This is a genomic window from Neorhizobium sp. SHOUNA12A, from assembly GCF_023006505.1.
GTDB lineage: Bacteria > Pseudomonadota > Alphaproteobacteria > Rhizobiales > Rhizobiaceae > Neorhizobium.
The window spans coordinates 49,667-64,791 of the sequence record NZ_JALBGV010000029.1 but is presented as its reverse complement, the minus strand read 5'-3'; the positions used below and the strand labels follow the sequence as shown (position 1 = coordinate 64,791).

The following is a 15,125-nucleotide window of genomic DNA, read 5'->3' as shown; positions in this document are numbered from 1 at the left end:
CGGCATGAGCCAGCCCATCCTTCTGCGCCTCCCGCCAAGACCTCCCGGCGGAAAAACAAATCCACAAAAACAAAACCCGCCGAAAATATCGACGGGTTTGTCAGCAGTCTGACGCCCGCCAATCCGGCGGGCGTTTTCGTTTCAGTCCTTCGGCGCCATCTTCGACCAGACGGGCTTTGCGACACTCTGTAGCAGTTCCGGGCCGACGCCGTCGATGCGCGCCATCAGGGCCTTGGCAAGCTCGCGCCCGGCTTGGCGGACATCCTCGCTGACCGTATAGATCTCCGGGCGAATCCAGTTGAGAAAGTCGGCCGACTGTTTCGATACCATATCGACATCGTGGCCCAGTTTCTTGCCGGCAGCCTCGAGACCGGCCACCAGTGCGATCGTCGCCGATCCGCTGATCGAAACGATGCCATCCGGCGGCTCGGCTGCGCGCATCATCCGTTCCGCATAGGCGCGGGTTTCTTCAAGCGGCGTCTCGCTGGTCACCCGGCCCATCGGCACTTCGGTGGCACCGAAATCGGCAAGCCCGCGTTCGAAGCCCACGCGACTGTGGACGTAGAATGAGAAGCGGCTTCCCGGCGACAGGAACGCAATCCTCCGACGGCCTTTCCCTACCAATTTCTGAACGGCCTTATAGGCGTAAGCCTCGTTGTCGTAGTCGTGATAGGGATGGACGATCCCCATGTCGGTGCGGCCGTGGGTGACGAAGGGCAGATTCCGCTCTGTCATCAGCCGCACCCGCGCGTCGTCGGGCTCGATACGCGAGATGATCACCCCGTCCGCCGAGCCGGTGTCGAGGATATAGCGTACCGGCACCATCGGGTCCTTCTGGAAGGAATGCGGCGTCACCACGAGGTGATATTGCGTGCCGCCCAGCACTTCGGAAATGCCGTGCACCATCTGGCTGGTAAAGCCCATCAGCTCCTCGTCGATGCTGAGCACGAGGGCGATGACGTTGGTCTTGCCGGTTCTGAGGCGCACTCCGGCGCGGTTCGGTTGATAGCCGAGCTGGTTGGCAACAAGGCGGACGCGTTCTTTGGTGTCGGCGCCGATATCCGGCGCGTCTTTCAACGCACGTGAAACGGTGGTGATGCCGAGGCCCGTCATATAGGCGATTGTTTTCAAGGTAGGACGTTCACGAACCGCCGTCTGCGTTCCGCCCGTCCTAGATCTTCCGCTGTCATCCATGATTTGCCGTCGCTGCCCGAGTCAGGTGGCCACTATAAAGGGCCCAAGCTTGCCTGGAAACGTCGCGACACCTCCCTGTCCTCCAACACGAAAATTATAACTGAAACGATACAGGTAAAATGTCGAGAGGAATTTTGCCCGATACAGGAACCACCTTCCTCTGAGTTGCACAACGCAGATGCGAAAGAAATTTTTGCAGGCGCGAAAGGTAGGCTGCCTGATATCGGCGAATTGACGCCTGTTACGTGGCTATTCGTCCCCCTTGAAGAGCAAATTCGCTGACCGTCGAAATACGGCGGCATCTTCTTCAGGTTGCATTCCCTGCGCCAACAAATTTTTTCCGACAAAACCGGTTGCGCGATATCCGGGATTGCCCTACGTTTTTACGGCAACGTTTCAGTGAGGGAGGAGACTCATGAATATTCGTTCTATGGCGGCTGTTCTTGCCGCAACCGTGATGCTGCCGCTTGGTGCGGCTCACGCCACCGATCTCGAAGTCACCCATTGGTGGACGTCCGGGGGCGAGGCTGCCGCTGTCGCGGAACTCGCCAAGGCTTTCAACGCAACCGGCAACAAATGGGTTGACGGCGCGATTGCAGGTTCCGGCGGTACCGCCCGTCCGATCATGATCAGCCGTATCACCGGCGGCGATCCGATGGCCGCCACCCAGTTCAACCACGGCCGCCAGGCCGAAGAACTGGTCCAGGCTGGCCTGATGCGCGACTTCACCGATCTCGCCAAGAAGGAAGGTTGGGACAAGATCGTCCGCCCTGCGGGCCTGCTGAAATCCTGCACTTTCGAAGGCAAGATCTATTGCGTGCCGCTCAACATCCATTCCTGGCAATGGCTGTGGCTTTCCAACGACGCCTTCAAGAAGGCGGGCGTTGCGGTTCCGAAGAACTGGGACGAATATGTCGCAGCAGCCCCGGCGCTTGAAAAGGCTGGCATCGTGCCGCTCGCAATCGGCGGTCAGGCCTGGCAGTCGACCGGCCTGTTCAGCGTGCTGACGGTCGCGATCGGCGGCAAGGAGATCTACCAGAAGGTCTATGGCGACAAGGACGCAAAGGTCGCGGCCGGTCCGGAAATGGCCAAGGTCTTCAAGGCAGCCGACGACGCCCGCAAGATGTCGAAGGGCACCAACGTCCAGGATTGGAACCAGGCGACCAACATGGTGATCACCGGCAAGGCCGGCGGCCAGATCATGGGCGACTGGGCGCAGGGCGAATTCCAGCTGGCCGGCAAAAAAGCCGGTGTCGACTATACCTGCTTGCCGGGCCTCGGCGTGAACGAGATCATCTCGACCGCCGGTGACGCCTTCTACTTCCCGGTCCTCAAGGATGCGGCGAAGACGAAAGCGCAGGAAGTACTTGCCTCGACGCTTCTCGATGCCAAGACGCAGGTTGCCTTCAACCTCAAGAAGGGCTCGCTGCCGGTGCGTGGCGACGTCGATCTTGCGGCCGCCAACGACTGCATGAAGAAGGGCCTCGAGATCCTTGCCAAGGGCAATGTCGTCACCAGCACCGACCAGCTCATCACGCAGGATACGCAGAAGCAGCTGGAAGACCTGATGTCGCAGTTCTTCGCCAATACCTCGATCACTGCCGAGGAAGCCCAGAAGCGCTTCGTGGCTATTTTCTCCAAGGCCGGTTGATCCGACAGACAGCGATCCAACAGCCGGCTCCGCGTCCGAAAGGGGCGGGGCCGGTGGTGGCTCGCTTCCAGCAGCCTTTGCCATCCAGAGGAGTTGACCATGGCGGCGCACACTCAGCCCGGCCGACCCAACCAATTATTCCGCAATCTCAATTCGAAGATTGCCTCGATCCCGATGATGCTGACGGCCGTGGTGATCTTCCTCGGCGGCACGATCTGGACCGTCGTTTATTCCTTCACAAATTCCAAGCTCCTGCCACGCCTGTCCTTCGTCGGCCTGGAACAGTATGAGCGGCTCTGGGATACGCCGCGCTGGATCGTCTCGATCCAGAATCTGGCGACCTACGGGTGCCTGTCGCTGATTTTCAGCCTGACTATCGGCTTCCTGCTGGCCGCGTTGATGGATCAGAAGATCCGGTTCGAAAACACGTTCCGGACGATCTTCCTCTATCCGTTCGCGCTGTCCTTCATCGTCACCGGCCTTGTCTGGCAGTGGATCCTCAATCCTGAATTCGGCGTCCAATCGGTCATACGCTCGCTTGGCTGGACGAGCTTCGCGTTCGATCCACTCTACAATTCCGATATCGTCATCTACGGCATCCTGATCGCTGCACTCTGGCAGGGGACGGGGCTTGTCATGTGCCTGATGCTTGCGGGGCTTCGCGGCATCGACGAGGACATCTGGAAGGCCGCACGCGTCGACGGCATCCCCATGTGGAAGACCTACCTCTTCATCATCATCCCGATGATGAGGCCGGTCTTCGTCACTACCCTGGTCATCATCGCCAGCGGCATCGTCAGGATCTACGACCTTGTCGTGGCGCAGACGAGCGGCGGACCCGGCATCGCCTCCGACGTGCCTGCCAAATACGTCTACGACTACATGTTCTTCGCCCAGAACCTCGGCCAGGGCTTTGCCGCATCCACGATGATGCTGCTCGCCGTCGCCATCATCATCGTTCCCTGGGCCTATCTCGAATTCGGAGGACGCAAGCGTGGATAAATCGCTCACGATGCCCATTTCTGGGGCCGCCATCTCCGGGCCGGCCGGTTCCCGGCTGGAAGCCGGTCCGCAGGGAAAACGCCCCCGCAAGGTTCTCTCGTCGCGCAACGTCATCGTCTATGGCGCGCTGGGCCTCGCGGCACTTTATTACCTCCTGCCTCTCTATGTGATGGTCGTCACGTCGCTGAAGGGCATGCCCGAAATTCGTCTCGGCAATATCTTTTCGCCGCCGATGGAGATCACCTTCGAGCCCTGGGTGAAGGCCTGGGCGCAGGCCTGCACGGGCTTGAACTGCGACGGTCTTTCGCGCGGCTTCTGGAACTCGGTTCGGATCACCGTGCCATCGGTGATCGTGTCGATCGCCATCGCTTCCGTGAACGGTTACGCGCTTGCCAACTGGCGGTTCAAGGGTTCGGAGATCTTTTTCACGATCCTGATCGTCGGCGCCTTCATCCCCTATCAGGTGATGATCTATCCGATCGTCATCGTGCTACGCGAAATGGGCCTCTATGGCACGCTCTACGGCCTCATTCTGGTGCATTCGATCTTCGGCATGCCGATCCAGACGCTGCTGTTCCGCAACTATTTCGTCTCGCTGCCGGAAGAACTGTTCAAGGCGGCCCGCATCGACGGGGCGGGGTTCTGGCAGATCTATTTGCGGATCATGCTGCCCATGTCGCTGCCGATCTTCGTCGTCTCGATGATCCTGCAGACCACCGGCATCTGGAACGACTTCCTGTTCGGCGTGGTGTTCACCCGCCCGGATACCTATCCGATGACCGTACAGCTCAACAACATCGTCAATTCCGTCCAGGGCGTGAAGGAATACAACGTCAACATGGCGGCGACGCTGCTGACGGGTGCGGTTCCACTGATCGTCTATTTCGTTTCCGGCCGGCTTTTCGTCCGCGGCATCGCGGCCGGCGCAGTCAAAGGATAAGCCTGATGCTCAACAATGTTTCCACGCGCACTCAGAGCAGCGTTTCCATCCGAGAACTGTCGCTGTCCTTCGGCTCGGTCAAGGTGCTGGAAAACCTCAACCTTGACATCCATGACGGCGAGTTCCTGGTCCTGCTCGGCTCGTCGGGCTGCGGCAAATCCACTCTGCTGAACTGCATCGCCGGGCTTCTGGAGCCGACCGAAGGGCAGATCTTCATCAAGGACAAGAACGTCACATGGGAGGAACCCAAGGACCGCGGCATCGGCATGGTGTTTCAGTCCTACGCGCTCTATCCGCAGATGACGGTTGAGAAGAACCTCTCGTTCGGCCTGCGCGTCGCCAAGGTTCCGAGGGATGAGATCGACCGCCGCGTGGCACGCGCTTCCGGCATCCTGCAGATCGAACCGCTGCTCAAGCGCAAGCCCTCGGAACTCTCTGGCGGCCAGCGCCAGCGCGTCGCGATCGGCCGGGCGCTGGTGCGCGATGTCGACGTCTTCCTGTTCGACGAGCCATTGTCGAACCTCGACGCAAAACTGCGCTCCGAACTGCGCGTCGAGATCAAGCGGCTGCATCAGGCGCTCAAGAACACGATGATCTACGTCACCCACGACCAGATCGAGGCGCTGACGCTTGCCGACCGTATCGCCATCATGAAGAGCGGCGTCATTCAGCAGCTCGACGATCCGGTAACGATCTACAACCGGCCCAGGAACCGTTTTGTCGCCGGCTTCATCGGTTCCCCGTCGATGAATTTTCTGAAAGGAGAACTGGCGGAGGAGGGCGATCATACCGTCTTCAAGACCAATGGCGTCAGTTTCTCCTTGGATGGCTATGATGCCTCCGAACCGCTGAAACCCGGACGCCAGGTCATCCTCGGCGCCCGTCCGGAGCATATCAAGGTGGATGGCGATATCACCGGCGGCGAAATCCATGAGGCGGTGGTCGATATCGAGGAGCCGATGGGCGCCGACAACCTGCTATGGCTGAAACATGCCGGCCACGTGATGTCTGTTCGCATCGGCGGCGCACGGCGTTACGCCGTCGGCGCCAAGGTGCGCCTCGCCTTCGACATGAGCATGGCTTCACTGTTCGACGCGGGAACGGAAGAGCGGATCTGATGTTTGCGTGCAGCCAGTCTGATGGGGGCCGGTTACGCTTGCGCCAGGCAGTACCCCCCTCTGTCCTGCCGGACATCTCCCCCTCAAGGGGGGAGATCGACTCGTGGCAACGTCCCGCCATCCTCGATGCTTACGATGGGAGTGGCGGGGGCGCGCCCAGCCAATCTCCCCCCTTGAGGGCAGGGGAATCGCATATGGAAGAACGAAAGACGAATCCTTGGAAGAAATCACGAAATCGGACTCGGTTCGATTCGGCTTTGTTCTCGGTTCGATTCCACGCCGGAACGACGTTTTTTCCATATGCGATTGCCCTGCCCTTGAGGGGGAGATGTCCGGCAGGACAGAGGGGGGTTGGATCGGCACGCCCTGAATTTTGCGGACCGGTGCAATGACCACGGTCGACCTATCCGGCCCCTGGCAGCTCGCCTCTGCCGACGGAACGCATCGCACCCAGATGCCAATCCCGGGCGACGTTCACACTGCGCTGAAGTCGGCCGGCATCATTCCCGATCCGTATTTCGGCCGCAACGAGAATGAGGTGCAATGGGTTGCCAACGAAGATTGGACGGTCGAGCGGCGCTTCACCCTCGATGATCCCGCGGGCTCCTGGTATCTCGACATCACCTACCTCGATACGGTCGCGACCGTCTTCGTCAACGACGTCCCGGTGCTTCAGGCAGACAACTGTTTTCGCCGTTACCGGCCGGACGTGTCGAAGGCGCTGAAGGCTGGCGAGAACACGGTCCGCATCCTTTTCCATTCCAGCATCGCCGAAGGGGCGGAGCGCCAGGCGCGGCAGCCCTTCTACATTCCCTATTCCACGACCAATTCGCCGATCCCGAACGGCAATATGCTGCGCAAACCGCAATGCCATTTCGGCTGGGATTGGAATGTCGCGCTGGCGCCGCTCGGGCTTTACGGCGAAATCGCGCTGCAGAGGCTCGAAACCGCCCGTATCGAAAACATCGTCACCAGCCAGAGACATGAGGCGGGCGCGGTCGATCTCATCGTGACGGTCACGCTTTATGCCGAAGGGCAGGGCGTGCTGCCTGTGTTCTTTTCATTCGGAGACGAACGGGTCCGGCTCGATTGCGGCGTGCGTGCCGGCGAAACGACGGTCACTCACCTCTTTCACATCGACGACCCGAAGCTCTGGTGGCCCTTCGGCAGCGGAGAACAGGCGCTCTACGAATTGACGGTCGGCACCCCCACCGAAGCCATCACCCGCCAGATCGGCCTCAGGACCGTTGAGCTGCTAACCGACCCGGACGAGGCCGGCAGCCGTTTCGCCTTCCGCGTCAATGGCCGCGAGATCTTCTGCCGCGGCGCCAACTGGATCCCGGCCGACGCGCTGTTTTCCTTATCGAGCCGGGAGAAGACCGAGGACCTGCTGCGCTCCGCGGTCGATGCTCACATGAACATGATCCGTGTCTGGGGCGGCGGCTTTTATGAAGCGGACTGGTTCTACGATCTCTGCGACCGCTTCGGCCTAATGGTTTGGCAGGACTTTCAGTTCGCCTGCAATCTCTATCCATCGACGCCCGATTTCCTCGAAAACGTTGCGGCGGAAGTCGAGTACCAGGCCCGCAGGTTGATCTCGCATCCCTCCATCGTGCTCTGGTGTGGCGATAACGAACTGGTCGGCGCGCTGACATGGTTTCCGGAATCCCGCGAGAACCGCGACCGCTACCTCGTCTCCTACGACCGGTTGAACCGGGTCATCGAACAGGCGCTCGACAAGGCCGCGCCCGATGCCATCTGGTGGCCGTCCAGCCCTGCTTCCGGTTATCTCGATTACGGCGACGCCTGGCACGCGGACGGTTCGGGCGACATGCATTACTGGTCCGTCTGGCACGAGAACAAGCCATTCGACAATTACCGCTCTGTCCGCCCGCGCTTCTGCTCGGAATTCGGCTTCCAGTCCTATACGTCGCTGCCGGTCATCGAGACCTATGCCGCGGCCAAGGACATGAATATCGCTTCGCCAGTCATGGAGCATCACCAGAAGAATGTCGGTGGCAACGAGCGCATCGCCGGCACGATGTTCCGCAACTTCCGCTTTCCGACGGATTTTGCCAATTTCGTCTATCTCAGCCAGGTACAGCAAGGATTGGCGATCAAGACCGCCGTCGATTTCTGGCGGTCGCTGAAGCCGCATACGATGGGCGCGCTTTACTGGCAGCTCAACGACACCTGGCCGGTCGCCTCCTGGTCCAGCCTCGACTATGGCGGCAGCTGGAAAGTGCTGCACTATATGGCGAAGCGCTTCTTCCAGCCGGTTACGGTCGCGGCGATCCCGTCCGATGACGGCCAGGAGATCCGCTTCTCGCTTGTCAATGACACGGCGGAGAATGTGACGGTGACGCTTAACCTTTCGCTCCTGACGCTCAAGGGCGAACGCAGCTCGCTTCGGCGTGTGGAATCCGTCTGCACGCCAGATGCGGCCGTGACCGTACTGACGTTACCGACCGCAGATATTCCCGAGGGCGGGATCCTCGCCTGGAGCTTTACCGCGTCGAACGGCATGGCCGGCGAGGGGCATCAGGTGCCGGGCACCTACAAGGCGCTAGAACTCGAACCGGCTGGGCTTGAGCTTACCGTGTCTCCATCCGGTGACGGAGGTTTTGATCTCGTCACCAAGGCAAACGGGCTTGCCCTTTTCGTGCTGATCGAGAGTGGCACGCCCGGCCGTTATTCCGATAACGCTTTCGATCTCGCCGCCGGCGAAAGCCGCAGCATCCGCTTCACGCCCGCCGCCCCGACGGACGCGATCCCGCAATTCCGCATCTACGACCTCTATTCCTGCCAGGCGGCAGGCTGAGGTCTCTATCAAGGGAGGAACACCATGACGAAACTCGGTTTTCAGCTTTATTGCGCACGCAACTTTCCGCCGCTCTCGGATGTCCTGAAGAAGGTTGCGCAGGCCGGCTATACGGAAGTCGAAGGTTATGGCGGCATCTATGCGACGCTTGACGAAGCAGGCCTGAAGACGCTCAAGGGTGATCTCGATGCCAACGGCCTGACCATGCCGACCGGCCATTTCGGCCTCGACCTTCTCGAAAAGGAGCCGGAACAGGCGCTGCTGATCGCCAGGACGCTCGGCGTCGAGGCGATCTATTGCCCGCATCTCGTCGCCGACCAGCGCCCAACCGATGCCGCTGGCTGGTTCGCCTTCGGTCAACGGCTGCAGAACGTCGGCAAACGCTATTGGGATGCCGGCTACACGTTCGGCTGGCATAACCACGACTTCGAGTTCAAGACGCTGCCGGACGGCTCGACCCCGCAGGAACAGATCCTCGCCGGTGGTCCTGACCTTGCCTGGGAAGCGGATATCGCCTGGGTGATCCGCGGCGGCGCCGATCCGTTCGCCTGGATCGAGAGCTACGCCAAACGCATTACCGCCGTCCATGTCAAGGACATCGCGCCGGCCGGCGAAAACGCGGATGAGGACGGCTGGGCCGATGTCGGCCACGGCACCGTTCCGTGGAAGGACCTGATGGCGGCGCTCAAAAAGACGTCCGCAAAACATTACGTCCTCGAACACGATAACCCGAAGGATCTCGATCGGTTGCTGACGCGGTCGATCGCTTCCTTCAAGACCTATTGATCACAGGAATTCCGGAGTTTTCCATGCCCAAGGAACTTGGCGTCGGCATCATGGGATGCGGCAATATTTCTACCACTTACTTCAAACTGTCGCCGCTCTTCAAAGGCCTGAAGGTTCTCGCCTGCGCGGATCTCAACGAGCACGCGGCCGAAATGCGCGCCGAGGAATACGGCGTCAAGGCGCAGTCGATCGAGCAGATGCTTGCCAATGACGAACTCGACGTGATCGTCAACCTGACCATACCGGCGGCGCATTTCGCCGTCTCCAAGGCGATCCTCGAAGCCGGCAAGCACGTCTACTCGGAAAAGCCGCTGGTCATCACGCTGGAGGAAGGCAAGGCGCTGCAGGCGCTCGCTAGGGAGAAGGGTCTGTCGGTGGGCTGCGCGCCGGACACTTTCCTCGGCGGCGCGCACCAGCTCGCCCGCAAATATATCGACGAAGGCGGCGTCGGGCGCATCACGTCGGGCACCTGCCACGTGATGAGCCCGGGCATGGAGATGTGGCATCCCAATCCCGGCTTCTTCTTCCTCGAAGGCGGTGGGCCGATCCTCGATCTCGGACCTTATTACATCGCCAACCTCATCAACTTCCTCGGTCCGGTGAAACGGGTCGGGGCACTGACATCGATGGCGAACCCGACCCGCCTCGTCACTAGCGAACCGCTGAAGGGCCAGGTGATCCCGGTCGAGACGCCGACCAACATCCATGCGCTGCTCGAATTCGTCAACGGCGCAACAATCACGCTATCGGCAAGCTGGGATGTCTGGTCGCACCGCCACGCCAATATGGAGCTCTACGGCACCGAGGGCTCGATCTTCGTGCCCGATCCGAACTTCTTCGGCGGCACTGTCGAGGCGAGCGGACGCAACAAGGATATCCAGCCGCTGGACCCTTGGGATCATCCGTTCGGAATCAACAACCAGGAGCATCCGCAGGGACCACGCGCCAACTACCGCACAGCCGGTCTCGCGGACATGGCGATGGCGCTGATCGAAGGCCGCGATGCGCGCTGCTCGCTGGAGCGCACGCTCCACGGCGTCGACGTGATGACCTCGATCCTGAAATCCGGCGAGGAAGGGCGGTTCATCGAGCTTTCGACCACCTGCACCCAGCCGGCGGCGCTCGGCATCGACGAGGCGCTGGCGCTTCTGCGCTGATCGGCTATGAATGCGGCGCGCACCGCTTGAGACATGGGCGCGCCGCATTTCATTCGGAGGAAACGACCATGACCTGGCAACCAGCGTCCAACCGCTACGAAACCATGAAATACAACCGCTGCGGCCGTTCGGGACTAAAACTCCCGGCGATCTCGCTCGGCCTCTGGCACAATTTCGGCGACGACACGCCGCATGAACGCAAGGTCTCGATCACTCGCAAGGCCTTCGATCTCGGCATCACCCATTTCGATCTCGCCAACAACTATGGCCCGCTGCCCGGCAGCGCCGAGACCGCCTTCGGCCAAATCCTGCGCGAGGATTTCAAGGGATATCGCGACGAACTGATCATCTCATCGAAGGCCGGCTACAACATGTGGCCGGGTCCTTATGGCGAATGGGGCAGCCGCAAATACCTGATCTCTTCCTGCGACCAGAGCCTGAAGCGGATGGGCCTCGACTATGTCGACATCTTCTATTCGCACCGCTTCGATCCGGACACGCCTCTCGAAGAAACGTGCGGCGCACTCGATCACATCGTCCGCTCGGGCAGGGCGCTTTACGTCGGCATCTCGTCCTACAATTCGAAGCGCACCCAGGAAGCAACCGCTATCCTGAAGGAACTCGGTACGCCTGTTCTCATCCACCAGCCGAGCTATTCGATGATCAACCGCTGGGTCGAGGAAGATGGGCTGCTCGATACGCTGGAAGACCTCGGCATCGGCTCGATCGTCTTTTCGCCGCTGGCGCAAGGCATGCTGACGTCGAAATATCTCGGCGGCATTCCGGAAGACAGCCGTGCCGCGCAGGGCAAGTCGCTGCGGCCTGCCTTCCTGAACGACCGAAACATCGCCAACCTCAAGGCGCTCAATGCAATCGCCGAAAAGCGCAGCCAGACGCTGGCGCAGATGGCGCTCGCATGGGTCCTGCGCGGCGGCCGCGTGACCACGGCGCTGATCGGCGCCAGCCGCCCGGAACAGGTCGAGGATTGCGTCAAGTCGCTCGACAATCTGGAGTTCACGGCGGCCGAACTCGCCGAGATCGACACCTATGCCAAGGATGCCGACATCAACCTCTGGGCCAAATCAGCGGAGCGGGCAGGGCCGGCGCGGTAAGAATGTAATCAGAGGGTTGCGGGTTCGCCCCTCATCCCCCTGCCGGGACCTTCTCCCCGTTCTGACGGGGAGAAGGGAGATGTGGCACGGCAGTCGCTCCAAAGTCCTTCTCCCCGCGCGCGGGGAGAAGGTGGCGGCAGCCGGATGAGGGGCCAAGCCCGCAGTTTCAATCTGGGAGAAGCTTATGATCCACAACCCCATCCTGCCGGGCTTCAATCCCGATCCGTCCATCTGCCGTGTCGGCGAGGATTATTATATCGCCACCTCCACCTTCGAATGGTATCCAGGCGTGCAGATCCATCATTCGCGCGACCTGGTGAACTGGACGCTCAAGCGCCGGCCGCTGGAGCGGGCAAGCCAACTCGATATGCGCGGCAATCCCGACAGCTGCGGCATCTGGGCGCCGTGCCTTTCCTATTCCGACGGGCTGTTTTTCCTGGTCTATACGGACGTCAAACGCTTCGATGGCAATTTCAAGGACGCCCACAACTACATCGTCACCTCGCCAACCATTGAGGGCGAATGGTCCGATCCGATCTATGTGAACTCCTCCGGGTTCGATCCGACGCTCTTCCATGACGACGACGGCCGCAAGTGGTTCCTCAACATGCAATGGAACCACCGCACGGAGAGCTACGGCGGCGCGCCGAAACATCCGGCCTTTGACGGCATCCTATTGCAGGAGTGGGATTTCGAGACGAGGGCGCTCAAGGGCCCGATCAAAAACATATTCGCCGGCAGTTCGCTCGGCCTGGTCGAGGGGCCGCATGTGTTCAAGCGCAACGGCTGGTATTACCTGACGACCGCCGAGGGCGGCACAGGGTACGACCATGCCGTCACCATGGCGCGCGCGCGTTCGATCGACGGGCCGTATGAGATGCATCCGCAGACGCATCTCATCACCTCGAAAGACCATCCGAAAGCCGTTCTGCAGCGAGCCGGCCATGGCCAGTACGTCGAAACGCCTGAAGGCGAAGCATACCACACCCATCTCTGCGGCCGGCCGCTCGCCCCGCAACGCCGCTGCACGCTCGGCCGCGAAACCGCGATCCAGAAATGCATCTGGGAGGACGACTGGCTCTATCTCGCCCAGGGCGGCGTCGTGCCCGATGTCGACGTGCCGGCACCGGGCAACGTCACGCATATCGAACAGCCTGTCCGCATGGAGCGCTCATTCGACGACAAGGTCCTGCCGCCGGAATTCCAGTGGCCGCGTACGCCTCATCCGGAACGGTTGTTCAGCCTGACCGAGCGTCCCGGTCACTTGCGTCTTTTCGGCCGCGAAAGCATCGGATCCTGGTTTGAACAATCGCTCGTCGCCCGCCGGCAGGAACACCATTCCTTCCGCGCCGAGACGGTGGTCGACTTCTCACCCGAGACGTATCAGCAGGTCGCGGGCCTGACGCACTATTACAATCGCCACAAGTTCCATTCGCTGGTGGTGACCCTGCACGAGAAGCTTGGCCGTGTGGTGACGATCTTCTCCTGCCCGGGCGACTTCCCGCATGGGCGCATGAGCTTTCCGGCAGGGAGCGGCGTTTCCGTACCCGACGGCCCGGTACATCTCACCATGGAGATCCGCGACCACGACCTGCAATTCTTCTGGCGCGCCGGCGGCTCCAACGATTGGCAGGAACTTGGTCCGGTGCTCGATGCCGGCGTCATCTCTGACGAGGGTGGCCGCGGCGAACACGGCTCCTTCACCGGCGCATTTGTTGGCCTCTTCGCCTTCGACACGTCGGGACGGGCGAAGGCTGCGGATTTCGACTATTTCGTTTATGAGGCGCTAGTTCAGTAAATTCTAAATATCAGGAAGTCAGCGGAACGCATTAATTTCATTACAAAAACGTAATGCGTCAATTCAGCTACGGTTCATCGTTTGGGTCCTAGTTTCCGAGCGTGGTCAACACGAGGAAACACCCAATGAAAAAGTTCTTTGCAATTCTTCTTTCCGCAACCGTGCTTGCCGCTCCACTTGCGGCCCAGGCGCAGGATCGTCATTCGCCTCCGGAGCGGACCAAGACCGTGACTCGCACGGTGACGATTCAGAAGAAGGTCGTGGTCGTAAAGCCGCGCTGGTCCAGGGGCCATCGCATGACGACTGCCGAGCGTCGCCGCATGGCGGAAATCCGCGACTATCGCCGTTACCGCCTGTCGGCTCCGCCGCGCGGTTATCACTGGGTCAAGGTCGACAACGATTTCCTGCTGGTCGGCATTGCGAGCGGCGTGATCTCGAGTTTCATCGTGGCTCGCTGAGAAAGATCGGCCTGCGGGGGTATTTGCCTTCCCTCCCGCAGGCCTCGCACGTTCGCCGCTACGCGTATCGGCGGTCGCACTTTTCGTGGCCCGACCTTACGTCCCCTGCGACAGGCAATTCTTCATGGAGCTCGCGAGCCCACGCATCAGCTCGAAATAAAGGCCGGGACCGGGCTTCAGCGTCGCTGCTTCCGGGTCGAGTGTTCCTGAACGGGCAGGCGTGCCTTCCGTCACCACTGCCACCAGCTTCGGCTCGAACTGGGGTTCTGCGAAGACGCAGGTGGCGCCGAGTTCCTTCACCTTCTTCTGGATCTGGCCGACGCGTTCGGCGCCGGGCATGGTCTCGGGGCTGACGGTGATCGAACCCGCGACGCTCACCCCATAACGATTCTCGAAATATTGATAGGCATCATGGAAGACGATGAAGGGCTTGTCCTTGACCGGCGCGATCGTGGCCTTGAGCTCGGTATCAAGCGTGTCGAGATCCTTCATCAGCGCAGCGCCATTCGCCTGATAAGTGGCGGCATTCGCCGGGTCGGCGCCGACCAGCGTCTTTTCGATTTCCGCAGCCATCGCCTTGGCATTCATCGCGTCGAGCCAGAGATGCGTGTCGAAACCGCCATGCCCGTCGTGCTCGTGGTCGCCATGTTCATGTGCGTCCTCGGCCTCATGTCCGTGATCGTGTGCCTCGAAGGCGCCGCTCTCGCGCAAGGGCAGTTTTTGCAATCCGGGTGCATCCTCCAGCTCGATCACCGTTGCCGAGGCCGCCAGCGCATCCAGCGGCTTTTCAAGGAAGGCCTCGATACCGGGGCCGATCCAGAAGATCACGTCGGCGCTTTCGATGGCCGCGGCATTGGAGGGTTTCAGCGAGAATGTATGGGGCGAGGCGGCGCCATCGACAATCAGTTTCGGCTCGCCGACACCCTTCATGATCGAGGCGACCAGCGAGTGGATCGGCTTGATCGAAACCACCACGTCCGGCGCCGCCAAGCCTTGGCCTGCACCCACGAAAAATGCCGCGGAGGAGAGGAGGAAGATCGAAGCGAGTTTCATGCTGCGTCCTTGTATTCCATGGTAATGTTATTACA

The 15,125-nt window shown here is 60.8% G+C and carries 12 protein-coding genes; 10 read left to right on the top strand and 2 right to left on the bottom strand.

Going from position 1 to position 15,125, the window contains the following annotated elements:
* Positions 1-141: 141 nt before the first annotated feature.
* Complete coding sequence (locus MOV63_RS15180) at positions 142-1,194, bottom strand: LacI family transcriptional regulator (protein WP_038543253.1); 1,053 nt, start codon at positions 1,192-1,194, stop codon at positions 142-144.
* Between the two features lie 415 nt (positions 1,195-1,609).
* Here MOV63_RS15180 and MOV63_RS15175 point away from each other — a divergent pair, with 415 nt between their 5' ends.
* The 10 genes from MOV63_RS15175 to MOV63_RS15130 all read left to right on the top strand — a co-directional run bounded on the left by MOV63_RS15175 (position 1,610) and on the right by MOV63_RS15130 (position 14,037).
* On the top strand, positions 1,610-2,845 hold the full coding sequence (locus tag MOV63_RS15175; RefSeq protein ID WP_038543251.1) for an ABC transporter substrate-binding protein: 1,236 nt from the start codon (positions 1,610-1,612) through the stop codon (positions 2,843-2,845).
* A 99-nt stretch (positions 2,846-2,944) separates the two neighbouring features.
* Positions 2,945-3,847: a carbohydrate ABC transporter permease gene (locus MOV63_RS15170; RefSeq protein WP_247034563.1), complete on the top strand. Its 903-nt coding sequence runs from the start codon at positions 2,945-2,947 to the stop codon at positions 3,845-3,847.
* Between the two features lie 10 nt (positions 3,848-3,857).
* On the top strand, positions 3,858-4,787 hold the full coding sequence (locus MOV63_RS15165) for a carbohydrate ABC transporter permease (RefSeq protein WP_247034574.1): 930 nt from the start codon (positions 3,858-3,860) through the stop codon (positions 4,785-4,787).
* 5 nt (positions 4,788-4,792) lie between these two features.
* On the top strand, positions 4,793-5,905 hold the full coding sequence (locus tag MOV63_RS15160; RefSeq protein ID WP_247034561.1) for an ABC transporter ATP-binding protein: 1,113 nt from the start codon (positions 4,793-4,795) through the stop codon (positions 5,903-5,905).
* A gap of 388 nt (positions 5,906-6,293) precedes the next feature.
* Positions 6,294-8,726 carry a glycoside hydrolase family 2 protein gene (locus MOV63_RS15155; protein WP_247034559.1) on the top strand — a complete coding sequence of 811 codons (2,433 nt, stop codon included), beginning with the start codon at positions 6,294-6,296 and terminating at the stop codon, positions 8,724-8,726.
* Between the two features lie 24 nt (positions 8,727-8,750).
* Positions 8,751-9,512, top strand: a complete 762-nt coding sequence (locus MOV63_RS15150; protein WP_247034557.1) for a sugar phosphate isomerase/epimerase — start codon at positions 8,751-8,753, stop codon at positions 9,510-9,512.
* 23 nt (positions 9,513-9,535) lie between these two features.
* Complete coding sequence (locus MOV63_RS15145) at positions 9,536-10,669, top strand: Gfo/Idh/MocA family protein (protein ID WP_247034555.1); 1,134 nt, start codon at positions 9,536-9,538, stop codon at positions 10,667-10,669.
* 68 nt (positions 10,670-10,737) lie between these two features.
* A complete protein-coding gene (gene mgrA / locus MOV63_RS15140) occupies positions 10,738-11,781 on the top strand; it encodes an L-glyceraldehyde 3-phosphate reductase (protein ID WP_247034553.1) in 1,044 nt (347 codons plus the stop codon).
* A 184-nt stretch (positions 11,782-11,965) separates the two neighbouring features.
* Positions 11,966-13,579, top strand: coding sequence for a glycoside hydrolase family 43 protein (locus MOV63_RS15135; protein ID WP_247034552.1), 1,614 nt, complete (start codon positions 11,966-11,968; stop codon positions 13,577-13,579).
* Between the two features lie 125 nt (positions 13,580-13,704).
* Complete coding sequence (locus MOV63_RS15130) at positions 13,705-14,037, top strand: RcnB family protein (protein WP_247034551.1); 333 nt, start codon at positions 13,705-13,707, stop codon at positions 14,035-14,037.
* A gap of 96 nt (positions 14,038-14,133) precedes the next feature.
* Here MOV63_RS15130 and MOV63_RS15125 read toward each other — a convergent pair whose 3' ends face one another.
* Entirely contained in the window at positions 14,134-15,090 is a 957-nt protein-coding gene (locus tag MOV63_RS15125) for a zinc ABC transporter substrate-binding protein (RefSeq protein ID WP_247034550.1), read from the bottom strand.
* Positions 15,091-15,125: the final 35 nt, after the last annotated feature.